Origin of the sequence: Salmonella sp. 2020_1395, assembly GCF_043848115.1 — a bacterium.
GTDB classification, from domain to species: domain Bacteria; phylum Pseudomonadota; class Gammaproteobacteria; order Enterobacterales; family Enterobacteriaceae; genus Salmonella; species Salmonella enterica.
Genome location: NZ_JBCMFH010000002.1, coordinates 361,471 through 384,124 on the forward strand (window position 1 = coordinate 361,471; position 22,654 = coordinate 384,124).

Below are 22,654 nucleotides of genomic sequence, written 5' to 3' on the forward strand. Positions count from 1 at the left end.
GCCGGGATCGCAACGCTCCCGGCCCCCCTCCTCCACGACATCCATCTGCTTAAAACGCCCCCAACTGACGCTATTTATGGTAAATTGCGCTTCTTTTTGTGTGTTTTATAGTTGATAAATTCAAATAATGTCTAAAATTTGGTCAAAAGATGAGACTCTCTGGAGTTTTGCATTATACGGAACGGCTGTAGGCGCAGGCACTCTTTTCCTTCCCATCCAGTTGGGATCGGCAGGCGCAATCGTGCTATTTATTACCGCGCTGGTCGCCTGGCCTCTGACATACTGGCCGCATAAGGCGCTGTGTCAGTTTATTCTTTCCTCAAAGACTTCTGCCGGTGAGGGAATTACTGGCGCCGTTACTCATTATTACGGCAAGAAAATCGGCAGTATTATTACCACGCTTTATTTCATTGCGTTTTTTGTCGTGGTATTAATTTATGCTGTGGCGATTACCAATTCCCTGACAGAGCAATTAGCGAAGCATATTCAGATAGATATTCGCATCCGGATGGCAGTTAGCTTCGGCGTAGTACTTATCCTGAATATGATTTTCTTAATGGGAAGACATGCCACTCTTCGCGTAATGGGCTTTTTAGTCTTTCCACTTATCGCTTACTTCTTGTTCCTTTCGCTCTACTTAACCGGAAGCTGGCAACCTTCGTTACTGACCGGGCAGATGTCTTTGGATAGTCACACGTTGCACCAGGTATGGATTTCTATTCCGGTGATGGTTTTTGCTTTTAGCCATACGCCCATTATTTCGACGTTTGCCATCGACAGACGGGAAAATTTTGGCGATCAGGCCATGGATAAATGCAAAAAGATCATGAAGGTCGCCTACCTGATTATCTGCCTGAGCGTGCTGTTCTTTGTCTTTAGCTGCCTGCTCTCCATTCCGCCGTCATACATTGAAGACGCGCGCAACGAAGGCGTTACCATCCTTTCCGCGCTCTCGATGATGCCCAATGCGCCGGCCTGGCTCTCTATTTCCGGTATTATCGTTGCCGTCGTGGCCATGTCGAAATCTTTCCTCGGCACCTATTTCGGCGTCATTGAGGGCGCAACCGAAATGGTAAGAACCACCCTACAGCAGGTTGGCGTGAAAAAAAGCCGGGCGTTCAATCGCGCGCTGTCTATCATGCTGGTCTCCGGGATTACGTTTATTATTTGCTGTATTAACCCGAATGCCATCTCTATGATTTATGCTATTAGCGGCCCGCTCATTGCGATGATTCTGTTTATTATGCCCACGTTGTCAACGTACCTGATACCGGCATTGAAACCCTACCGTTCAATAGGTAATTTCATTACGTTGGTCGTCGGTTTACTTTGCGTATCGGTGATGTTTTTCGGCTAAAGTAAAAGATAGCCGGGATATAACTCCCGGCTATTTTATATAAGAATCCAGCACCTTTAATATTACGTCCAGATCTTCTTCACGTCTGGCTTCATCACTCTGATGAACGATATGCTCGGTCAAATGCCCTTTAATCACCTCGCGCATTAAGCCATTTACCGCGCCGCGAATCGCCGCGATCTGTTGTAACACGGCCGCGCATTCATGCGGTTCATCCAGCATTTTTTTTAGCGCTATCACCTGTCCCTGAATCTTGCTGGTTCTGGCTTTAAGCTTTTGTTTGTCCCGGATGGTATGTGACATTGCAACACCTCACTAACATTAACGAATACAAATTATAGCATTACGATGCTACTGGGGGGTAGTATTCCATACTGGGGGGGAGTAGAATAACGCCCACATAAAACAACTAAGAATCATTCTCATGGGTGAATTTTCGACACTTCTTCAGCAAGGAAACGGCTGGTTCTTCATTCCCAGCGCCATTTTATTAGGTATTTTGCACGGGCTTGAACCAGGGCACTCCAAAACCATGATGGCGGCTTTTATCATTGCCATTAAAGGTACGGTTAAACAGGCTGTCATGCTCGGTCTGGCAGCAACGCTTTCTCATACCGCGATCGTCTGGTTAATCGCGCTGGGTGGGATGTATCTTAGCCGGGCATTCACCGCACAATCAGTGGAACCATGGCTGCAGTTAATTTCTGCGATCATTATTCTGAGCACCGCGTGCTGGATGTTCTGGCGGACATGGCGAGGCGAGCAGCAGTGGCTAGCGGGAAACCATCATCACGACCACGACCACGACCACGACCACGACCACGACCATCATGGTCACATACATCCGGAAGGCGCAACGTCAAAAGCGTATCAGGATGCCCATGAACGCGCCCATGCTGCCGATATTCAACGCCGTTTTGATGGTCAAACAGTGACTAATGGACAGATCCTGCTGTTCGGCCTGACCGGAGGGCTTATCCCCTGTCCGGCTGCGATCACCGTTTTACTGATTTGTATCCAGCTTAAAGCGTTTACGCTGGGCGCCACGATGGTGCTGAGCTTTAGTCTTGGCCTGGCATTAACGCTGGTGACGGTAGGCGTGGGCGCGGCGATAAGCGTTCAACAGGCAGCAAAGCGCTGGAGTGGTTTTTCGACGCTTGCCCGGCGGGCACCCTATTTTTCGAGCATTCTGATTGGTCTGGTCGGCGTGTATATGGGAATTCATGGCTATACCGGGATCATGCAGTAAATATGTAACGCTTCTGCTCAGGCCGTATCATTCACTTCGGGTTTCATTCCAGAAGCGTTTTTACTTATCAAACGGTATGAAAGGCCATACATTCAGCATCCCGCCTGAATTCTGTATTTTACTCCACTACATCACAGGCAAAACATACCCCACCGCCACCGGGTGTAGCCGGAGTGTCAGTGTTTCTGGATAGGGTCGCCGGAGGCGGGTTATTGCGGAGCGATAAACGGAGTTCGCTGCAGTGATTTACAAAACCGGGTACCAAACAGCAGTTCCCGTAATCGGTTCCGCATTCCCAGCTTCACCAGTAACCGGTATTTGTCCTGCCAGATTTGCTTCTCCTGCGTATTCAGCCTTCCACACAACGCTGACAGCCTTCCCCGTCCACGGTAAACTTCCTGAAGCAAGCGTAACTGGGCCAGGCTCACTCCGCATGCCAGTATCTCCCGGTGCATCAACTGGTCCATATAGTTCATCAACCGCTTCGGATTGTTAAATATCGGTGGCACTTCCAGAAAGCCCGTCACCGGAGCCGGAGATAACAAAAAGGCGTCCAGCTCTCCTGTCCTGCGCAGGCGTGCGCCCCCGGCCCACTGTTCACCCCGTCGCCCCCGAATAAGTATCTCCGCCAGTTCCGGCTCCAGCAGCGCCGGGATGCCGCCGTATACCTTCAGTACCACCCGGTCGCTGAAAAACAGCTCATCGCTGATAACCATAACCGGGTAGTCCGGCAGTATCTGTCTCAGGGAATAGAACAAAAAGAGATGTTCACGGGGACGCAGACACAGTATCAGTATGGCCTCCGGTTTCCGACGTAATTGCTGCAACAGAACAGGCTGCCTGTATGCGGTTTCACAGTTGCAGCCCGGCATAAATCTCCGGACCAGGTGTGCCACGGCGATCGTCACCGGCCAGCAGTCACCGTAAACGATAATCTGCCGGGCCGGCATCCGGTTATGTTCCGTCATCCTCATCCTCCTTCTTTTTCAGGATCTTCCCCGCATTTCTGTTACTGCACAGCCGGTTCCACAGTTCATTTGCCATCGACCTGTCACCATTACCGACCCGGCGTTTTGATACCGGCGGCGGTCCGGCTTTTTCACGACGCGTGGACGGGGTGGGACTGTCAAGAACCCGGATAACATAAATCTCATAGCGTCGTGCTTTATTGGGCAGGGTCTGGTGACGGCAGATGCTGACCACCCGTGATGTTTTGCTTCGCAGATAGGCAATCAGGTAGCTGGCCCGTCTGGCCGTGATGTGAAACGCCTCTGCTATCTGGTTACGCTGAACCCAGTTCTGCTGCAACAGGCACCAGTGTGCCACGATGATATACAGGGGCTCGCCGGCATACTGGCGGACACTTACCGGAATAAAACAGGCATCATGGTTGGTCTGTCCGGGATAATGAATATCGTTACCTGAAAAAACTATCTTCCCTTTTGATTTATCAGAAGACATGCAAACTCTCCGTTTTTTTAGTGAAAAAGACCGAGAAGAAAAAAATAATCATAAAGATAAATTTATAGCTATTTTTTAATTAACTATCAGGAAATGGTATTTAATCCTGCTAATTGTAAGTAACAATCACTGTCATTGCGGCTGAAAAAGCACCTGTTTTAATTACCGCACCGGGTATAGCTTCGACCTTTGCTTTATACTGTTTTATAATTCTGCCACCGGCACCGTTATCAAGATGGATAGATCCCATATCTGTTTTCACATTAAATTGAACTGGTGTGTTATTATTCACATCCATTACCGACAGTCTGAAACCATTGTTTTCTTGTTTATTATTCTTAAGAATCACGGTGCTGTCAGCATCTGCCAGTGTCAGACCGTTGGTCCTGAACTCTATAGCCAGTGGGGCGACGAACGGGATCTGCGTTCCGACATTCTGTTGTGCTGTAACGGTGAAAGGTACTTCCCTGGGCACCATGGTTTCCTTATATTCCGTATAAAAATGCCCCATTTTGATAGTATTAGAAGGAGAGATAATAACCGTGCCTGAGTTGTCAGGAATAAACCTGAGATTAAACGCAGAAACAGTTAAAGGTCTGAATGAAACAGATGGGGGGCTTACACCATTTGGGTCATAGGGTAATATGTTAATCGTGCTTGATGGTATAGTTATGTTCAAAAAGTTATTCTTAAACGCCTGATACACAAATATACGAAACGTCAGCGTTCCGCTCCGGTTATATGTTTTCTCCGGGTCCATATATTGCCCGAATACTTTTGAGCTGCTCCAGCCAGAAAATCCTGCCTGTATATCTTTCCATGTAAATGTTACGGAAGCCGACGTCCCTTCCTGAACAGTGATATCCATGCCGAGACCGCTTTTTCTTAGTGCAGTTACTACCTCCCCCATATTGTAAAGATTAAGAGTTGTATAGTAAGAGGGTCCGTAACTTTTCCATTTTGTATAACAGGTATAACTAATGGGAACAGTAACGCTCTGCAGCTCCTGACCAGTGAAGAATGTTCCACCCTTCAGATTAATATTCTGAAGGCCGACATGTCCATTCGCGTCACAATATGACCATTCGATATTTGCCCGCGCAGAATCACAGACAGTAAAGAAAAGAAACACACCTGACAGTATCAGTGATTTCATATTGAATAATCGTTCTGTCATGATGTCGCCCCTGCGTCCTTAAACGCGCAGTTCAGGGCATCGCAGGCGTAGCGGTTCATCTGCAGTCCACCGTAATCATCTATATACCCCACCCACAGCGTCCGGGTTTCTGCCGGCAGAACAGCCTTTAAAGGCAGGCTCTCCAGGGGCGGCACCATCACGCCCTCGCGGAAACCGCTGAGCCTGTGGCTACGGTCTGCTCCCAGCCACGCCACAGTGATGTAGTACGGCGTCGGGTTTCTGAGGGTCAGATGTCCCGCATTCCGCTCAGCAGTCAGCTTTCTTTCCGGCTGGTCACTGCTGCTTCTGATAATGGCTTTCGGACGGTAAAACAGTTTCAGCTGGCTCTGCATGGCCAGCTGCAGAACGTTGTCGTCTTCTGGCTTCGGGGGAACGCCCCGCACGTTAAACCAGAACAGTGTTTCCCTGTCCTGAGGGAGCTTATCTGTCAGCCCGCGAACCTGGGTGATGCGGACCTGGGATTTCTGTCCGGCATCAATACGCTGCAGCGGCGGCAGCGCCATCAGCGCATCGGTTCTCACCCCGTCAGCGTCCGTCACCCAGGACTGCGCCAGGAACGGCGTGGTTTTGTCATCGTTATTCAGCGTGATGGCCACCGTTTTCTGCGATGCATCCATGATAATACGGGTCCGGTCGACATTGACGGCCGCCGGGCTGCACTGGCTCCATGCTGCCGCCAGCGCGAGTAAAATCACACGGCTTCTTCTGCTGTTTTTCACCTGTTTTCTCCGTTAGTCCTGCTCTGTGACAGGGATATTTTTATCTGCAGGGCAGTAACAGCGGCCCCCGACTGAGTGTCACCGTTTCCGGCAGGGTGAGTCTGCACTGCACCCGGCCATCCCAGGACACGTTCAGGGTCCGGCGGTCTTCCCCGCTGAGGCCTGTCAGGTAGGCCAAACCGTCATCCCCGACCATCCCCGCGGTTCTGCCGGTTTTTCCGGACACCACCAGGGCGCCAAACGGCGGACTGGCGCCATCAGCCAGTCGGATATGACCGAGCACCTGCTCCCCCTGGCTGGCGTCAATCTTCCGGTAGCCCACCGCGCCCTCCGTCAGCACCTGGCTAATGACGGAGCTGTTGACGTCCACGTCCTCCGGCAGGGCGGCCACATCAACCGAAATATCGCTGCGCCGATAGCTGCTGCCGGCGCTTACCACGCCCACCCCGAAGCGGTTGGTCACCCCGCTGTTGCCGTTCACCGGCACACCGGCCACGTCTCCGGTATCTATCATCATGCGAGGCTCATTCCCGGCCATCGACTGGCTGAAGGCGGCGCCGTGGGCGGTGGCGGTCACCGAGCCGTACCAGCTCAGGCCCAGGCTGCGGTACTGTCCGGGCTGCAGGGTGGCGTCCGCTGCCGCCTGACCCCACGGCAGACGGCTCTGCACGCTGCCGCTAAAGCTGCTGTTACTGCCGGTGTCATAGCGGTTATGACCGGCGCTGATGTTCCATGTGGTATCCGGGTTATGGAAATCGCTGTAATTCACGGTCTGCTGCAGGCCGCCCCGGTTATCCTTCTGCACGCTGTAGCTCACCTGGCGGCTGTCGCCCCACGGGATACTGATGGTGGCGTAGACCTGGTTCTGGCTCCCCCCGCCGGTGTACTGGTTACGGGCAAACGACACCGAGGCCGAGAGCCCCTGAAGGTCGCCGAGACTGAACACTTTGTTGAAGCTGAGCATGTAGTTATTGTTGGACTGCGCATTCCAGTAATTGAGCCGGCTTACCGAGAGGGCCGCGCTCATATTGAGTACCGGAACGGACTGGCTGTAAGTCACGGTGTAGCTTTGTTTTTCATGCCATGCATCGCCGCCGTCGGTGGCCCGACGCTGCAGGTACTCCGGCATGGACAGAAAATGGCGGTCCGAGAAGCGGTATCCGACGAACGCCAGGGTACTGCCGGTTTTATCAAACGTTTTGGCATAGTTGATACGGTAGCTGTAACCGGACTGCTTCTTCCCATGCGGCAACCGCGCATCTGAGCGGGTGACGTCCGCAGACAGAGCGCCCAGCAGCCCCATATTCTGGCCGATCCCGAGCGCCGCGGACTGGTAGTCGCCGGTGGAGGCAATGAGGCCGCCATACAGCGACGTGTTGTTAAATGCTCCCCAGGTGGCCTCCCCGAGCAGAAAGTCAGGGCTGACCGTGCTGTTGTTATGCGTCCCGCCGTACAGCGGACGTCCGGCGGCCACCTTATAGCGAACCTGTCCCTGGCGTGCCATAAAGGGGACGCTGGCCGTGTTGACCTGCCAGGTCCGGACGCTACCGTCGCTTTCCCGGACGCTGACATCCAGGTTGCCGCTGATATTCTGGCTCAGGTCGGGAAGCTCAAAAGGCCCCGGCGACACCCGGGTCTGGTACAGAATGCGTCCATTCTGGCTGACGGTAACCTGTGCATTACTGTTCGCAATGCCGCTGATTTTCGGGGCATACCCCTGAAGAGAGGGCGGCAGCATGCGCTCATCGCTGGCCAAAGTGAGCCCGGCAAAGCGGAAGGAGTCAAAAATAGCGGAGCTGAGGTACGTCTGTCCGAGCGTCAGTTTTGAGCGCAGTGCTGGCAGGGCACGGAACAGATACGTCTGCGGCAGATAAAAATCGGACTGTGATGCGCCCCGCCCACTGTCAAAACGGCTGTACTGGTAATCGCTCCGCAACCGCCAGGCGCCGAGATTAAACCCGGCGGTGCCGTAGAGGCTGTAGCTGGTAGAGGTTTCCCCCTGCTGCGGCATATAGCGGTTGACCATCAGGCTGTAATCAAGCAGGCCGGCGGTGACGCCGTCGCTCCAGCGTGAAGGGGGCACCCAGTCCGGGTCCTGATAACGCATCCAGGCCTGGGGGATAATGAAGGTCAGACGCTGATTTTCAGCGCTGTACCGTACCTGACTGTCAGCGGAGCGCAGCTCAAGGCATTGCCCGTCCGGGATACCGGTAACGGGTTTCAGGCCATGAATAATCTTATCCTTAAGACCCAGCATGGCCACCATGTCTGTTGTCACACAGATGACGGCCGCGTCGAGTCCGGCAACCGGTACAACTCTGACCGGATACTGTTCCCGTACCGGCTGGTCATTGAGCCAGATATCGAGAATATAGTTACCGGGCGCCACATACCCCTCGCGGCTGAAGGCCGTGAGGTCCACGTTGGACAGGTTCCCGCTGTCCAGCAGGCTGGCATTGAACTCCGTGGCCTGCGACTTCAGGACGGAAAATGTCAGGGTAATCAGAATGGCAAGCCGGGTAATTTTCATGGCATGGCGCTTTCGTGTTGTCGTCCGTGTAACAGACAGCCCGCAGGCACAGTCAGATATAAAAGCCGTCCGATCCCCTCCGTGGACGGCTTCTCCCTGTCGTTATTTACCGCGTAAAATCACAGGTATTTCAGGGTGTAGGTGACGGAGGCGTTGAAGTCACCGGGAGTGACGCCATTATCCAGTGCTATTAGCCGGGCAAAGAAGTTGAGTTCGTTGTTTCCGGCCTGCAGTTGTTGAGCGTCGCCATCCGGCATCGGGGTGTTGGGCTCGATAATTGTGGTGTTGTCACTCTTCAGTAACTGGACACCAACATGTTTGGCTGCGCCGTTGGTGGTGTAAGCCTTTTTCGCTACATCGGCTCCGCCAGAGAAAGAGACGGTCACTTTGGACATTTTCCCAACCGGGTTCGGATTGGGCTGTGCATCATCCGTATCAAATGCACAGTTCTGTAGATGAATGGTGAACGGTTTGGATTCCGTGGTTGCGTCGGCGGTATTCAGTTTACGGTAAGAAATCTGTCCAAACGGAACGGTGATCGCATCGTCGCCCGGTGCGATATTACAGGGTGAGTTGGTGATGGTACCAGTGAAAAGAATTTTACCTGAGCCGAACGGGCCTGCTGTTGTGGGTGTAGTATCGGCGGCAAATACAGAAGCGCCATACATCATACCGGCAGCCGCCATGGCAAGTATTATTTTATTACGCATAGATAATATGTCCTTTGGGTGAATGAGAATTATTTTGCAAAGGCTGAAAACAAGTCTGAGGGTATTAATGAAAGCGTTCAGAAAAGATTCGTATGAATAATAAACGCCGGGTGTTAAACGAAGCACCTGAACTTTCCATCGAAAAATATTGATTTCAGCTAATGCCTAATCAGTTGTAAGAAAATTCTTATTCAAATTAAAACAATAAAAATAGATCGATACGATCGATGATTATGATCGTAATTTAAGAATAATCATCAAAGAAATACTTTTTAATGTAATTATAAGCAGATGAATACCTAACAGACAGATATTCGCAGCGGACATGAAATATTTTGTAATATGTTATCTGGAATGTATGTTTTGCTTTTCCATCACACTGGATATTTACAAAACATAATACTAATCATATATAGCAATGAAATTGCTGGCAGCATAAAAAACCAGATATGACGCAAGTGAAAGGCATTTAATTTCAAAACATTAACTTAATAAATGATTATGAACCATCATAAGTGGAAGGAATAAAAAATAATAAATGAAATGATATTCTTCTGTATTTGTGATGGGCATCACAATAGATATAAATGCAGGTACCCTGACATTCCTGAACTTCGCGGATGAAATTTAAAAACAATGCCGACAGCAAAGAATAAACTGGTAATAGCTGTCAGACATAATGCTGCCTGCTGTAATGTATACAGCAGGCTGGGGATATTAATGCGCGGCGTCGTGCTGCACGGAGTGCGTGGGTGATTCCTGAACTGACTGAGAGTCTACAACTATGCCATCCTGAGCTGATTTCAGTATCAGACCTGCCTGATAGTATTTTCCTTCGTTCATCAAGGAAAGCGCTGTGGTCACATCCTTACGGGTTTGCTGAAGAGGAATGAGTTCCTGATTTTCAATAACACTGACGCCTGCTAGTTTCAGGGCCTCTATAGTCCCTTTTTTATCTCCTTCTTTCATTTTCTGGTTTGCTTTATTAATAGCATCATTTTTCTGGCCCGCAGGGAGATAATCTTCGGCTACCGTAATCGATGAATTTATCCGAATATAGTGGTCTCCTTCAACCGGGGCTTTTTTATCTGATTTGACATACAGCTTCCAGTCAGTGCTGTCATCGTTCAGGAGTTTTTCTGCTTGCGCAGCCAGTTGTTCCGCCTTTTGGGTCCGACCATTAAACAACTCGAATCGCGACATTCCGATATCACGCATGGCCTGCCAGGCCTGTCCGGATATCTTGTCATTATTCAGAGTAACGTTATCAGTCATGTTTGTTGCGGCCATAATATTTCCTGAAAACAGGATAAACATCAGCGCAACGCCTGGCATAATATGGCTTTTCATAATCCATCATCTCCACAAAGTAACATTTTTTATCGTATTATCCTATTCAGAACCGGTAACCCACGCCAAGATTAAAGCCGTTGCTATTAAGGCTTCCGCTGTTATGGGTAGCATCAAAATCCGCACCCTCATAACCCAGAGTTATAGCGACATTACTGACCGGGGTATAAGCCACGCCAGCAGAATAACCATATCCGACCTTACTATCAGACTCATTTATCCCGTGATCACGCTGATGCAATAATACGGGGCCCACTTGACTATACAGACTTAACTGGTTATTTATTTTCCATGAGGGGCCTGCAAGCAGGGAGTAATAACGGGTTGTTACACGACCATTACTGCTTTCATCGGAATAGCGCTGGCTTCCATTTAGCCAGGCAAATGAGGTTGTCAGCCCCCAGTCCGGTGACATTTCATAGTTGTTTGCCAGCCGAACCCCACGCAACGTCCCGGCGTGATTAGTATGGGACTGGGCGTATCCAAGTGAAAATGTACTGGCATTATCGTCTGCCCATACCGGACTGGCTGCAGCAGACAGCAGAACAATACCGGTACTTCCGGCTAATAGCATTTTGTTCATCTTCTTCTCTCCGGTTATTTTTACCTGATGCCTTACTGGCATGTATTAAGTTAAAATCTTTCCGTGATAACAAACTATAAATAAATCTTTTAAATTATGAGCGCTGTTACGCCAGCAAATACCTTTATCTCCGGCTGTCGGGAGGCTATTCACAGAAATATATCCAGGCCAGAAACAGTATTTAATAATAAATAAACTGAAAAATAAAAACTGACAAAAATAGAAGTTCACTGATATATACCCAAAATAATTCGAGTTGCTTAAAGGTGGCAAGGGAGTGAGTCCCCAGGAGCATAGATAACTATGTGACTGGGGTGAGCGACAAATCTGCCGGGAGCAGATTTGAACGTCGCGTGCGACGGCCCGTCAGGGCGAGGCCCATGGATGGACTGAGTAATCCGTAGCCAACACATAAGCCACTTGAAGTATGAAGGGTATATAACGGGAAAGAAGGCATATCGGCCTGGTAAATCAACGTCTGTGACTTAGTTGCAGGAAACGGCTATGGTGAGGGGGGGGCGGCAGTTATCGGGCAGTAACGGCATTGTTCAGTGAGTATCCAGGAAACAAAAAAAGAAGGGAGCGGTACTCCCTTCGTAAACATGTCAGAATACGACATTTTGGTACTCTTTTATTTATTATCTGGCCGTAAAAGTTATGCTGTTGGCAGATATCTCCAGTCAACATAAAAAAATACCACCAGCTAAAAATGTGATGCAAACCACCATTAAGCAGGTAACCAAATTGACTGTGCCACTAAATCCGGAAAAGAGTTTGAATCCGGGGATAACATCTGATGCAGAAATTAGCACCAGTCTTCTATTCGGATACCCGGAATGCGTTCAAATTCGCGGAGATTGTTTGTGACGACGACCAGTCCGCGGTTACGGGCATGGCCAGCAATCATCTGGTCATAAGGCCCGACAGGTGTTCCCTTGCGGGCCAGTTCGGCACGGATTTGACCGGTATGTATCGCCAGCCTGAAGGGGCATGTTGGCTTTGACGATCAGGCAAAAAACAACGGCGAATAAAGTCGTATGATGATCTTCACATTTATCATCATCAGCGTTCATATTACTCAACCTGTAATCAACCTCTGGCGTTTTTCTGTATCCATCACAACCATTTCCGGTAAAGGTAAAAAAGGGATTTGAACCTTTCCGGAGATGATAATGAAGGTAAATGCATGGATAATTTTGCTTATGTCGGCGCATCTGACGGCCTGTGCCGTCCCTGGCACAGAAAAATATCAGACCAGCATGGACAGCGTTACGGCAGAAAAAATAAGCCGGATTATCCAGTCGGATGTCATTCCTTATAAAGGCGAAAACCATGGAGAAGTTATCAGCCGCGTATCGTCTGCTTTTCTCGGAACACCTTATCAGGCGGATACGCTCATCGGTGGGCCCGGCACCCCCGAAGTCCTTGTAGCGAATTTCAACGGCGTGGACTGCTTTACCCTGGCTGATTACGTTGAAGCCCTGGCCCGCAGCGATAATCAGAAATCGTTTCTGCATAATCTTGCCAGGACTCGCTACGCCGCAGGCAAAGTTGCTTATCTCAGCCGCCGGCACTTCTTCTCTGACTGGTTCGCCGCAGCACCGCGTAATGCACGGGATGTAACGCCGGATATCAGCCCTGATTATGTCGTTGTTGACAAGCAGCTTAACCATAAACCTGATGGCGGCGAGTACATTCCTGGTCTGGGCATCCATCCTCGTAAAATAAATTACATTCCCGGAAGAGCCATCAACCAGCAGGTCATGAACCACCTAAAAAACGGGGATTATATCGGTGTCTACTCCCCGCTTGACGGGCTGGACGTTTCACATGTGGGTATCGTAGTTCGCCATGATGAACAGGTGTGGTTCAGGAACGCCTCCTCATTGGCCGCAAACAGAAAAGTGGTGGACACACCGTTTATGGAATACATGCATTCCAGACCGGGCATCGTTGTGCTGCGGGCTGAATGATAAAGTCATTACCGGAGTCGCCAGCTGATAATAGCCGTCCGACATAGGCATTGAAACCCTGTGTACTGTGGGGCCGACAGGAAAAATTGCTGTAAATTCGTGGAGTTAGTAAATATTAGAAGATATTTGTCTGGAGCGGGCGAAGGGAATCGAACCCTCGTATAGAGCTTGGGAAGCTCTCGTTCTACCATTGAACTACGCCCGCTTTGAGATGCGTAAGGCATTATAAACCTTACGCTCTGGTTGGCAAGAGACTTACTGGCTGACTGGCGATTAATTCGCCGTCAGCACTTCGGTTTACTCCCCTGCGGCGGCAGATAACGCAGCGGATCGATGGCCGTCGCCCGGTAGCGAATCTGGAAGTGTAGTCTTACGGATGCGGCATCCGTGCTGCCCATCGTAGCGATTTTTTGCCCCGCTTTAACGCTTTGTCCATTATTAACCAGCATGGTGTCATTATGAGCGTAAGCCGTAATGTAATCTTCATTGTGCTTAATCATGATGAGATTGCCGTAACCGCGCAGCTGGTTCCCGACATAGACAACTTTACCCGCTCCCGCCGCATAAACAGGCGTTCCGCGCGCGCCCGCAATATCGATCCCCTTATTTCCGCCCTCCGCGGTGGAATAAGGTAAAATCACTTTACCGTTAGCAGGCCATACCCAACAACGCTGCCCCACCGGCGGCCAGGAGGATTTTGGCACCGAAGATGACGGTCTTACCGCGGCAGTTTTTGTTGCTGTTTTATTGCTGGTTTTGCGTGCTGAACTGCTACTCTTTGCGCTGCCGCGCACTTTAATTCGCTGCCCCACCTCAATAGTATAAGGCGGAGAAATGCCATTCAGTCGGGCCAGTTCTTTCACGCTGGTTCCCGTAGCGCGCGATATACGATACAACGTATCGCCGCGCTTAACGGTATAGACGGAGCCGGAATACGTTCCTGAGCCGGAATTACTGGAACACCCCGCCAGCAGCAGCCCTGCGCATAACAGCACCGCAATACCCAGGCTATTTTTGTTCAGGCGTCCTGCGCTCAAAACCATTCCTCACTCTATTGACAGACGCCTTATGATAGCAGCCAAATGCCGTATGCCCAATCCATTGACGCCGGAAAGGGGCCGCGTGGATGATGATGCCGCGAATATCCGATATGCCAGCATAATATCGACTCACGGCACAATGGCGCTCGTCTGCGTTCTGTCAGGGCCTGTTTTGGTAATGCCTTTCTTTCTGTTATGCGCTACGCTGATCGTCTGAGTATATGGCCTGGCCATGCTGCCGGGTCATTTTAATTTTCAGGAGCTTTCATGACTGAGGAACATGTCGTTTTATTGGATGAGCAGGATAAGCCTTCCGGCACACTGGAAAAGTATGCGGCTCATACGCTTAATACGCCTTTGCATCTGGCTTTCTCCTGCTGGCTATTTAACGAAGATGGTCAGTTGCTGGTAACACGACGGTCGCTGAGCAAGAAAGCCTGGCCAGGCGTGTGGACGAATTCGGTTTGCGGTCATCCGCAACAAGGCGAAACCACCGAAGAGGCGATCATCCGCCGTTGTCGGTTCGAACTCGGCGTGGAAATTACCGATCTCACCCCCGTCTATCCGCACTTCAGCTATCGGGCGACAGATCCAAACGGTATTGTGGAAAATGAAGTCTGTCCGGTATTTGCCGCGCGGGCAACCAGTGTGTTACAGGTTAACAGCGAAGAGGTGATGGACTATCAGTGGAGCGAATTTAAAAGCGTATGGAAAAGCCTTCTCGCTACGCCGTGGGCATTTAGCCCGTGGATGGTCATGCAAGCGTCAGACGAACAAGCGCGTGAACGACTGCTCGATTACTGCCAGCGTTAAAGATTACCTGATGGCGCTACGCCTGAACGAAGAGATGCCGGATGGCGGCTGATGCCCCATCCGGCAATTTACATCTTATTTCACCGGACGCATCGCCGGGAACAGAATAACGTCGCGAATCGTGTGGCTGTTAGTAAACAGCATCACCATACGGTCGATACCAATTCCCAGACCCGCTGTCGGCGGTAAACCGTGTTCCAGCGCCGTCACGTAGTCTTCGTCGTAGAACATGGCTTCGTCGTCGCCCGCCGCTTTTGCATTAACCTGATCCAGGAAACGCTGCGCCTGGTCTTCCGCATCGTTCAACTCGCTAAAGCCATTGCCGATTTCACGACCGCCGATAAAGAACTCGAAGCGGTCAGTGATTTCCGGGTTCACATCATTACGACGCGCCAGCGGAGACACTTCAGCCGGATATTCGGTGATGAAGGTCGGCTGAATCAGATGCGCTTCAGCGACTTCGTCAAAGATCTCGGTGACGATACGGCCCAGACCCCAGCTTTTCTCGACGTGAATGCCGATGCTTTCAGCAATCGCCTTCGCGGAATCGAAGTTGTCCAGATCAGCCATATCCGTTTCCGGGCGATATTTCTTGATCGCTTCACGCATGGTCAGTTTTTCGAACGGCTTACCGAAGTCAAACACTTCATCACCGTACGGAACCTGGGTGGTTCCCAGAACATCCTGCGCCAGCGTACGGAACAGAGACTCCGTCAGTTCGATCAGGTCTTTGTAGTCCGCATACGCCATATAGAGTTCCATCATGGTGAACTCAGGATTATGGCGCACGGAGATGCCTTCGTTACGGAAGTTACGGTTAATTTCGAATACGCGTTCGAAGCCGCCAACCACCAGACGCTTGAGGTACAGTTCCGGCGCGATACGCAGGTACATGTCCAGATCCAGCGCGTTGTGATGGGTGATAAACGGACGGGCAGACGCGCCGCCTGGGATCACCTGCATCATCGGGGTTTCGACTTCCATAAAGCCGCGAGCAACCATAAACTGGCGAATACCGGCCAGGATCTTCGAACGGGTTTTGAAGGTGTTACGGGATTCATCGTTAGAGATGAGATCCAGATAACGCTGGCGATAGCGCGCTTCCTGGTCCTGCAGGCCGTGGAATTTATCCGGCAACGGACGCAGCGCTTTCGTCAGCAGGCGCAGTTCGGTGCAGTGGATAGACAGCTCGCCGGTTTTGGTTTTGAACAGCTTACCTTTCGCGCCGAGGATATCGCCAAGATCCCACTTCTTGAACTGCTCGTTGTAAACGCCTTCCGGCAGATCATCGCGCGCCACATACAGCTGAATGCGGCCGCCTACGTCTTGCAGGGTAACAAAAGAGGCTTTACCCATAATACGGCGAGTCATCATACGGCCCGCGACGGACACTTCAATATTCAGCGCTTCCAGTTCTTCAGCTTCTTTCGCGTCAAACTCTGCGTGCAGTTGGTCTGAGGTACGGTCACGACGGAAATCGTTCGGGAACGGGATACCCTGCTCACGCAGTGCAGCCAGCTTCTCGCGACGTGCCTTCATTTCATTGTTAAGATCGACTACCTCGTCAGCGCCCTGTGCGTTTTGTTCAGACATGTTGATTCCTCATAGCCCTGCTTTCAAACTTGCTTCGATAAATTGATCCAGACTACCGTCCAGTACCGCCTGTGTATTGCGGGTTTCCACCCCAGTACGCAGGTCTTTAATGCGGGAATCGTCCAGGACATAGGAACGAATCTGGCTTCCCCAGCCGATATCAGACTTAGTGTCTTCCATCGCCTGTTTTTCAGCGTTCTTTTTCTGCATCTCCAGTTCATAAAGCTTCGCTTTCATCTGCTTCATGGCCTGGTCTTTGTTTTTGTGCTGCGAACGGTCGTTCTGGCACTGCGTCACGATCCCGGTGGGAATATGGGTGATACGCACTGCGGACTCCGTACGGTTAACGTGCTGACCGCCTGCGCCAGACGCGCGATAGACGTCGATACGCAGATCCGCCGGGTTAATGTCGATATCGATATCGTCGTCCACTTCCGGATACACAAACGCGGAGCTAAACGAGGTATGACGGCGACCGCCGGAGTCGAACGGACTTTTACGCACCAGACGATGTACGCCGGTTTCAGTGCGCAGCCAGCCATAGGCATATTCGCCGGAGATTTTGATAGTCGCGGACTTAATGCCGGCGACTTCCCCTTCCGACTCTTCAATGACTTCCGTCTTGAAGCCGCGCGCTTCCGCCCAACGCAGATACATACGCAGCAACATGCTGGCCCAGTCCTGCGCTTCAGTACCACCGGAACCGGCCTGAATATCAAGATAGCAATCGGCGCTATCGTACTCGCCGGAGAACATCCGGCGGAATTCCAACTGCGCCAGCTTCTCTTCCAGCGTATTCAGTTCCGCGACGGCTTCGTTAAACGTCTCTTCGTCGTCAGCTTCTACCGCCAGTTCCAGCAGCCCGGAAACGTCGTCCAGCCCCTGAGTCATTTGATCAAGCGTATCGACGATCGCTTCGAGCGATGAACGCTCTTTTCCCAGCGCCTGCGCGCGCTCAGGTTCGTTCCAGACATCCGGCTGTTCCAGCTCGGCGTTTACTTCTTCCAGACGCTCTTTCTTAGCATCGTAGTCAAAGATACCCCCTAAGAACGTTGGTGCGTTCCGTGAGGTCCTGAATGCGGTTATTCACCGGGTTAATTTCAAACATGGTCTGATTTCTTTTATTTGACTTGTCAAAATGCGGTTATAAGGGCGAAATATTAGCGGATTTCGCCCCTTAATTACAGCGAAAGTGTTGTTAAATCGCCCCGATCATAGCGGCCAAATATCATCGATAATAATCTGTAAACTACGGTTGCCGCGAAACTCGTTAATGTCCAGTTTATAAGCCAGTTCTACCTCCCGCACGCCGTTATCCGGCCAACAGGTCGTATCAATATTAAATGCGATGCCATCCAACAGCGGGCCGCCGCCGACGGGCTCCACCATCACCTTGAGGTGGCGCTCGCCCACCAGACGCTGTTGTAGCAGACGGAAACGACCATCGAATAACGGTTCCGGGAACATTTGCCCCCACGGTCCGGCATCCCGCAACAGTTGCGCCACTTCCATAGACATCTCCGCCGCGCTTAATGGACCATCGGAGATCACTTCGCCTTGCAACAGGGCAGGATCGAGCCATTCCGTCACCAGCTCGCCAAAACGTTGCTGAAACTGCTCGAATTTATGCTCTTCCAGCGACAATCCCGCCGCCATCGCATGACCGCCGAACTTGATCATCAGATCAGGGTAAAGGGTATCCAGCCTTTCCAGCGCATCGCGCATATGCAACCCCTGAATCGAACGGCCTGAGCCTTTTAGCGTGCCGTCGCCCGTAGGCGCAAAGGCGATCACCGGGCGGTGAAAACGCTCTTTAATGCGCGACGCCAGAATTCCGACCACGCCCTGATGCCACTCAGGATGATACATCGCCAGACCGCCCGGAAGCGTTTCACTACTGCGCTCAAGCTTTTCGCACAGGATAAGCGCTTCCGCCTGCATCCCCTGCTCTATTTCTTTGCGCGTCTGGTTAAGCGCATCCAGCTCGCTGGCCAGAACACGCGCTTCGCCGAGGTTATCGCACAACAGTAACGCCACGCCAACGGACATATCATCCAGCCTGCCGGCGGCATTCAGGCGAGGCCCCAACGCGAAGCCTAAATCACTGGCGGCAAGCTGCTGCGGATCGCGATTCGATATCTCCAGCAACGCTTTAATTCCCGGACGGCATTTCCCGGCACGAATACGACTTAGCCCTTGCCAGGTCAGAATACGGTTGTTAGCGTCCAGCGGCACAACGTCTGCTACCGTACCCAACGCCACTAAATCCAGCAGCTCCGCCAGATTCGGCGGCGCAATGTTGCGCTCGTCGAACCATCCTTTGTCGCGCAAAAATGTTCGCAACGCCAGCATCAGGTAAAACGCCACGCCGACGCCCGCCAGCGACTTAGACGGGAATTCGCAGTCGCGCAGATTGGGATTAATAATCGCGTCGGCATCCGGCAACGTGTCGCCAGGCAGGTGGTGATCGGTCACGATCACCGGAATCCCCAACGTCTTTGCATGCGCTACGCCGGCGTGGGATGAGATGCCGTTATCTACGGTGACGATAAGCTGCGCGCCGCGCGCCTTCGCCTGATCGACCACTTCCGGGCTTAAACCGTAGCCGTCCTCAAAGCGATTAGGCACCAGATAACTGATGTTGTCACATCCCAACGCACGCATTCCCAATACGCTTAGCGCAGTACTGGTCGCGCCGTCGGCGTCAAAATCGCCAACAACAATAATGCGGGTACCTTCGCGAAAGGCGTTGTAGAGGATCTCCACCGCGTTATCTATGCCGCTAAGCTGTTGCCAGGGCAGCATTCCTTTCACGCTGCGCTCCAGTTCGCGGGCGCTACGAACGCCCCGGCTGGCATATAAACGTCGTAGTAATGGAGGAAGATCGGCGGGGAGTTCCGTCGTCTCATCAGCCTCGCGCCGACGAAGTTGTCTCTGTTGTTTCACGCGTATTATTTACCACTGGTCTGTTTTTGATGCTCATCAAGAAACGCTTTCATCTCTTTCGGTCCCTGATAGCCAGGCACCACATAGCCGTTACTCAATACAATGGCTGGCGTACCGCTAACGCCCAACTGCACGCCCAACGCATAATGATCAGCAATGTTCACGTCACAGCTTGCCGGTTTCACGCCCTTACCTGCCATGGCGTCATCAAACGCTTTGTTTTTGTCTTTGGCGCACCAGATAGATTTCATATCCTGCTCCGCCTGGCTTTCCAGCCCCTGGCGCGGGAAGGCCAGATAACGTACCGTGATCCCCAGCGCGTTATAATCTTTCATCTCTTCATGTAGCTTATGACAATAGCCGCAGGTGATATCGGTAAAAACAGTAATGACATGTTTCTCATCCGGCGCTTTATAGACGATCATCTCTTTTTCCAGCGCATTTAGCTGGCTCATCAGCAGTTTGTTCGTCACGTTTACCGGATGCGCGCCGCTCACGTCATACATCGGCCCTTGAATAATATGTTTGCCGTCATCAGTGACGTACAGTACGCCGCTGTGAGTGAGGACGGTTTTCATCCCTGCCACTGGCGAGGCCTGAATTTCCGTACTCTGAACGCCCAGCTTAGCCAGCGACTGACGGATAGCCGCATCATCCGCATGGGCCACGCCTGAAAACGCCGCCGCCAGTAAAGTGAACATCATAAAACGCTTTTTCATAAACTATCCTTTCCTGTCAGCACTCATGCCCGCGGATGGTGCTGTTGATGAAGTTGACGCAAACGCTCCGTTGCGACATGCGTATAAATTTGTGTCGTCGAAAGATCGCTATGCCCAAGTAGCATTTGTACAACGCGCAAGTCGGCACCGTGATTCAGCAAATGCGTGGCGAAAGCGTGACGTAAAACATGCGGCGATAGTTTTTCGCTATCGATTCCAGCCAGTACCGCATAATGTTTAATACGGTGCCAGAAGGTCTGCCGCGTCATCTGCTGCGCACGCTGGCTGGGGAACAATACGTCAATCGATACGCCATTGAGTAACCAGGGACGCCCATGCTCCAGATACGTTTCCAGCCAATATACCGCCTCTTCGCCTAACGGCACCAACCGCTCTTTATTGCCTTTACCGATAACCCGCACCACGCCCTGCCGCAGACTGATATCGCTCATTGTCAGCCCCACCAGTTCCGACACGCGCAAACCGGTGGCATACAGCACTTCCAACATAGCTTTATCGCGCAACTCCAAAGGTTGATCAATAAGCGGCGCCTGCAAGAGCCGTTCAACCTGCGCCTCGCTAAGGTCTTTCGGTAAACGCTGCGGAAGCTTAGGCGAGGCCAACTGCGCGCTCGGATCATCCTCACGATACTTTTCACGGTACAGATGCTGGAAAAAGCGCCGCATAGCGCTTAACAGGCGTGCGGAGCTGGTCGCTTTGTATCCGCCCTCCACCCGTTCAGCCAGCAGCGTTTGTAAATCATCAGCCTGCGCCGTCGCAAGCGTTTTTCCGCGATGATGCAACCACGCAACGACCATCGATAAATCGCGACGATACGCGCTTAATGTATTTTCCGCCAGATTTCGTTCCAGCCACAGGGCATCCAGAAACTGCTCAATACGCGCTAAATCCTGTTCCATTCGCGCTCCCCACTTCACGCTGACTTTGGGTGCATTATGCCTCATTGTGCCGTGAATGCAGCGATTCTGTTACACTACCCGCAACGCTATAGCAGAATCGAGATGTAACGTAATGAACATGGGTCTTTTTTACGGTTCCAGCACGTGCTACACCGAGATGGCCGCAGAGAAAATTCGCGATATCCTCGGCCCGGAGCTGGTGACATTACATAACCTTAAGGATGACGCCCCCGCCTTAATGGAGCAGTACGACGTGCTCATTTTAGGCATTCCCACCTGGGATTTTGGCGAAATTCAGGAGGACTGGGAAGCCGTCTGGGAGCAACTGGACGATCTCAATCTGGAAGGCAAAATCGTTGCGCTTTACGGTATGGGCGACCAGCTCGGCTACGGTGAGTGGTTCCTGGATGCGCTGGGTATGTTGCATGACAAACTTGCCCTCAAAGGCGTTAAATTTGTCGGCTACTGGCCCACAGAAGGCTACGAATTTACCAGCAATAAACCGGTCATTGCGGATGGGCAACTGTTTGTCGGCCTGGCGCTGGATGAAACGAACCAGTACGATCTCAGCGATGAGCGTATACAGACCTGGTGTGAACAAATTCTCGGCGAAATGGCCGAACACTACGCCTGAAGCCTTACTCGCTGTATTTCCCTCTCGACGGAACCGCGTTTACGCCGTTCCGTCAGTGTTGGCCTGATATCGGCTGCTGTAACAGTATCCGACGCAACTCACGCCATTCCGCTTCTTCCATGCTATCCGCCGCCAGCCATAAATGCTGATGACGTCCAGACTCTGCGCGTAAACGCAACACCATCCCGCTCTTCAGTAACCAGGGCGGACGCAAGAGCGTCCAGTCCTGCCCCTGCCAGCGTAAGCGCCCGTCCATGAGTAGCTTGATCTCTCCCTGACAGGTATTAATCCTGCGCTGGCTACGTACACAGTCAAACACGACCAGCGACAGTAGTATCATCCATAACGGGGTATAACTCAGCGGCCAGGGCATCAATAAAATCACCGCGGCAACCAGCCCATGAATGAGCAATGAGATCCACTGAGCGCGCCATGAGACGCGTAAATCAGATTGCCACAGGACCACGTTCCCGATTCCGTGTCTGAATGAGTCGGACCATCTGTTCCAGTTCAGCGTCAGCCGGTTTACCGTGATTCATTAACCAGTTAAATAAATCCGGGTCATCACTCTGCAACAAACGGACAAAAATACGCTTTTCTTCATCACTTAAACTATCGTACTCATGTTCAAAAAACGGCATGATGGAAATATCAAGTTCGCGCATACCGCGACGACATGCCCAGTGAATACGTGCTTTATTGTGAATATCCATGTTCTTCCTGCCTCGCGAAAATGAAGTACCGGGCTATTGTAACGTGTTTTTGGCGTTGTTTTACGGGAATCTCAGTAATCTGGAACGCGATCGCGAAATAAAAGGCTGGGAATCAATATGTTCATCCATTTTGGATACCGCCTCGC

The 22,654-nt window shown here is 51.5% G+C and carries 22 protein-coding genes, 1 tRNA gene and 1 pseudogene; 5 read left to right on the forward strand and 19 right to left on the reverse strand.

Going from position 1 to position 22,654, the window contains the following annotated elements; genetic code table 11:
- Positions 1-127: 127 nt before the first annotated feature.
- Entirely contained in the window at positions 128-1,357 is a 1,230-nt protein-coding gene (locus ACH0WD_RS04300) for an amino acid permease (protein ID WP_000036836.1), read from the forward strand.
- A 30-nt stretch (positions 1,358-1,387) separates the two neighbouring features.
- Here ACH0WD_RS04300 and rcnR read toward each other — a convergent pair whose 3' ends face one another.
- Positions 1,388-1,660 carry a Ni(II)/Co(II)-binding transcriptional repressor RcnR gene (gene rcnR, locus ACH0WD_RS04305; RefSeq protein ID WP_000019953.1) on the reverse strand — a complete coding sequence of 91 codons (273 nt, stop codon included), beginning with the start codon at positions 1,658-1,660 and terminating at the stop codon, positions 1,388-1,390.
- 121 nt (positions 1,661-1,781) lie between these two features.
- Here rcnR and ACH0WD_RS04310 point away from each other — a divergent pair, with 121 nt between their 5' ends.
- Positions 1,782-2,606, forward strand: coding sequence for a nickel/cobalt efflux protein RcnA (locus ACH0WD_RS04310; RefSeq protein ID WP_000503695.1), 825 nt, complete (start codon positions 1,782-1,784; stop codon positions 2,604-2,606).
- A 209-nt stretch (positions 2,607-2,815) separates the two neighbouring features.
- Here ACH0WD_RS04310 and ACH0WD_RS04315 read toward each other — a convergent pair whose 3' ends face one another.
- The 9 genes and pseudogenes from ACH0WD_RS04315 to vapC form a co-directional block, all read right to left on the reverse strand.
- Positions 2,816-3,574 carry a hypothetical protein gene (locus tag ACH0WD_RS04315; protein ID WP_000134804.1) on the reverse strand — a complete coding sequence of 253 codons (759 nt, stop codon included), beginning with the start codon at positions 3,572-3,574 and terminating at the stop codon, positions 2,816-2,818.
- A complete protein-coding gene (locus ACH0WD_RS04320; protein ID WP_000093333.1) occupies positions 3,561-4,067 on the reverse strand; it encodes a CaiF/GrlA family transcriptional regulator in 507 nt (168 codons plus the stop codon). The genes ACH0WD_RS04315 and ACH0WD_RS04320 overlap by 14 nt, the downstream gene beginning before the upstream one ends.
- Before the next feature lie 109 nt (positions 4,068-4,176).
- Positions 4,177-5,244: a hypothetical protein gene (locus ACH0WD_RS04325; RefSeq protein ID WP_001747748.1), complete on the reverse strand. Its 1,068-nt coding sequence runs from the start codon at positions 5,242-5,244 to the stop codon at positions 4,177-4,179.
- Complete coding sequence (gene stdC, locus ACH0WD_RS04330; protein WP_000798495.1) at positions 5,241-5,984, reverse strand: fimbrial biogenesis chaperone StdC; 744 nt, start codon at positions 5,982-5,984, stop codon at positions 5,241-5,243. The genes ACH0WD_RS04325 and stdC overlap by 4 nt, the downstream gene beginning before the upstream one ends.
- Positions 5,985-6,024: 40 nt before the next feature.
- Positions 6,025-8,514, reverse strand: coding sequence for a fimbrial outer membrane usher protein StdB (stdB, locus tag ACH0WD_RS04335; protein ID WP_000705489.1), 2,490 nt, complete (start codon positions 8,512-8,514; stop codon positions 6,025-6,027).
- Positions 8,515-8,633: 119 nt separating this feature from the next.
- Positions 8,634-9,224: a fimbrial protein gene (locus ACH0WD_RS04340; protein ID WP_001244642.1), complete on the reverse strand. Its 591-nt coding sequence runs from the start codon at positions 9,222-9,224 to the stop codon at positions 8,634-8,636.
- Between the two features lie 717 nt (positions 9,225-9,941).
- The gene (locus ACH0WD_RS04345) at positions 9,942-10,574 is read right to left on the reverse strand and encodes a YfdX family protein (protein WP_000835259.1); all 633 of its coding nucleotides are present in this window, start codon (positions 10,572-10,574) and stop codon (positions 9,942-9,944) included.
- Positions 10,575-10,620: 46 nt separating this feature from the next.
- Positions 10,621-11,157: an STM3031 family outer membrane protein gene (locus ACH0WD_RS04350; protein WP_001038505.1), complete on the reverse strand. Its 537-nt coding sequence runs from the start codon at positions 11,155-11,157 to the stop codon at positions 10,621-10,623.
- Between the two features lie 805 nt (positions 11,158-11,962).
- A pseudogene (vapC, locus tag ACH0WD_RS04355) lies at positions 11,963-12,133 on the reverse strand (tRNA(fMet)-specific endonuclease VapC); the annotation flags it as partial.
- 190 nt (positions 12,134-12,323) lie between these two features.
- Between vapC and ACH0WD_RS04360 the strand changes: the two are divergent.
- Positions 12,324-13,130: a DUF1460 domain-containing protein gene (locus tag ACH0WD_RS04360; protein ID WP_077905757.1), complete on the forward strand. Its 807-nt coding sequence runs from the start codon at positions 12,324-12,326 to the stop codon at positions 13,128-13,130.
- A gap of 131 nt (positions 13,131-13,261) precedes the next feature.
- Here ACH0WD_RS04360 and ACH0WD_RS04365 read toward each other — a convergent pair.
- Positions 13,262-13,335, reverse strand: a tRNA-Gly gene (locus ACH0WD_RS04365).
- A gap of 79 nt (positions 13,336-13,414) precedes the next feature.
- A complete protein-coding gene (actS, locus tag ACH0WD_RS04370; protein ID WP_000244317.1) occupies positions 13,415-14,173 on the reverse strand; it encodes an amidase activator ActS in 759 nt (252 codons plus the stop codon).
- Between the two features lie 264 nt (positions 14,174-14,437).
- On the opposite strand from actS, the gene idi reads away from it, so the two are divergent.
- Complete coding sequence (gene idi / locus ACH0WD_RS04375; RefSeq protein ID WP_000133992.1) at positions 14,438-14,983, forward strand: isopentenyl-diphosphate Delta-isomerase; 546 nt, start codon at positions 14,438-14,440, stop codon at positions 14,981-14,983.
- A gap of 75 nt (positions 14,984-15,058) precedes the next feature.
- Here the strand turns inward: idi and lysS are convergent, their stop codons facing one another.
- The 5 genes from lysS to xerD all read right to left on the reverse strand — a co-directional run bounded on the left by lysS (position 15,059) and on the right by xerD (position 21,161).
- Positions 15,059-16,576 carry a lysine--tRNA ligase gene (lysS, locus tag ACH0WD_RS04380; RefSeq protein ID WP_000003339.1) on the reverse strand — a complete coding sequence of 506 codons (1,518 nt, stop codon included), beginning with the start codon at positions 16,574-16,576 and terminating at the stop codon, positions 15,059-15,061.
- A 9-nt stretch (positions 16,577-16,585) separates the two neighbouring features.
- Positions 16,586-17,684, reverse strand: a protein-coding gene (prfB, locus tag ACH0WD_RS04385; RefSeq protein WP_010989230.1) for a peptide chain release factor 2 whose coding sequence is annotated in 2 segments (ribosomal slippage) — positions 16,586-17,608 and positions 17,610-17,684 — 1,098 coding nt in all. Because the reading frame shifts where the segments join, the coding sequence is not laid out codon by codon here.
- A 104-nt stretch (positions 17,685-17,788) separates the two neighbouring features.
- Entirely contained in the window at positions 17,789-19,522 is a 1,734-nt protein-coding gene (gene recJ, locus ACH0WD_RS04390; RefSeq protein ID WP_000813397.1) for a single-stranded-DNA-specific exonuclease RecJ, read from the reverse strand.
- Positions 19,523-19,527: 5 nt separating this feature from the next.
- On the reverse strand, positions 19,528-20,241 hold the full coding sequence (gene dsbC / locus ACH0WD_RS04395) for a bifunctional protein-disulfide isomerase/oxidoreductase DsbC (RefSeq protein ID WP_000745614.1): 714 nt from the start codon (positions 20,239-20,241) through the stop codon (positions 19,528-19,530).
- 23 nt (positions 20,242-20,264) lie between these two features.
- A complete protein-coding gene (xerD, locus tag ACH0WD_RS04400) occupies positions 20,265-21,161 on the reverse strand; it encodes a site-specific tyrosine recombinase XerD (RefSeq protein ID WP_000434302.1) in 897 nt (298 codons plus the stop codon).
- 112 nt (positions 21,162-21,273) lie between these two features.
- Between xerD and fldB the strand changes: the two genes are divergently transcribed.
- Positions 21,274-21,795, forward strand: a complete 522-nt coding sequence (fldB, locus tag ACH0WD_RS04405) for a flavodoxin FldB (RefSeq protein ID WP_001055885.1) — start codon at positions 21,274-21,276, stop codon at positions 21,793-21,795.
- Between the two features lie 52 nt (positions 21,796-21,847).
- On the opposite strand, the gene ACH0WD_RS04410 is transcribed toward fldB, so the two are convergent.
- Complete coding sequence (locus ACH0WD_RS04410) at positions 21,848-22,261, reverse strand: protein YgfX (RefSeq protein ID WP_000244756.1); 414 nt, start codon at positions 22,259-22,261, stop codon at positions 21,848-21,850.
- Complete coding sequence (sdhE, locus tag ACH0WD_RS04415; protein WP_000351186.1) at positions 22,242-22,508, reverse strand: FAD assembly factor SdhE; 267 nt, start codon at positions 22,506-22,508, stop codon at positions 22,242-22,244. Before sdhE ends, ACH0WD_RS04410 begins: the two co-directional genes overlap by 20 nt.
- Between the last annotated feature and the right edge of the window lie 146 nt (positions 22,509-22,654).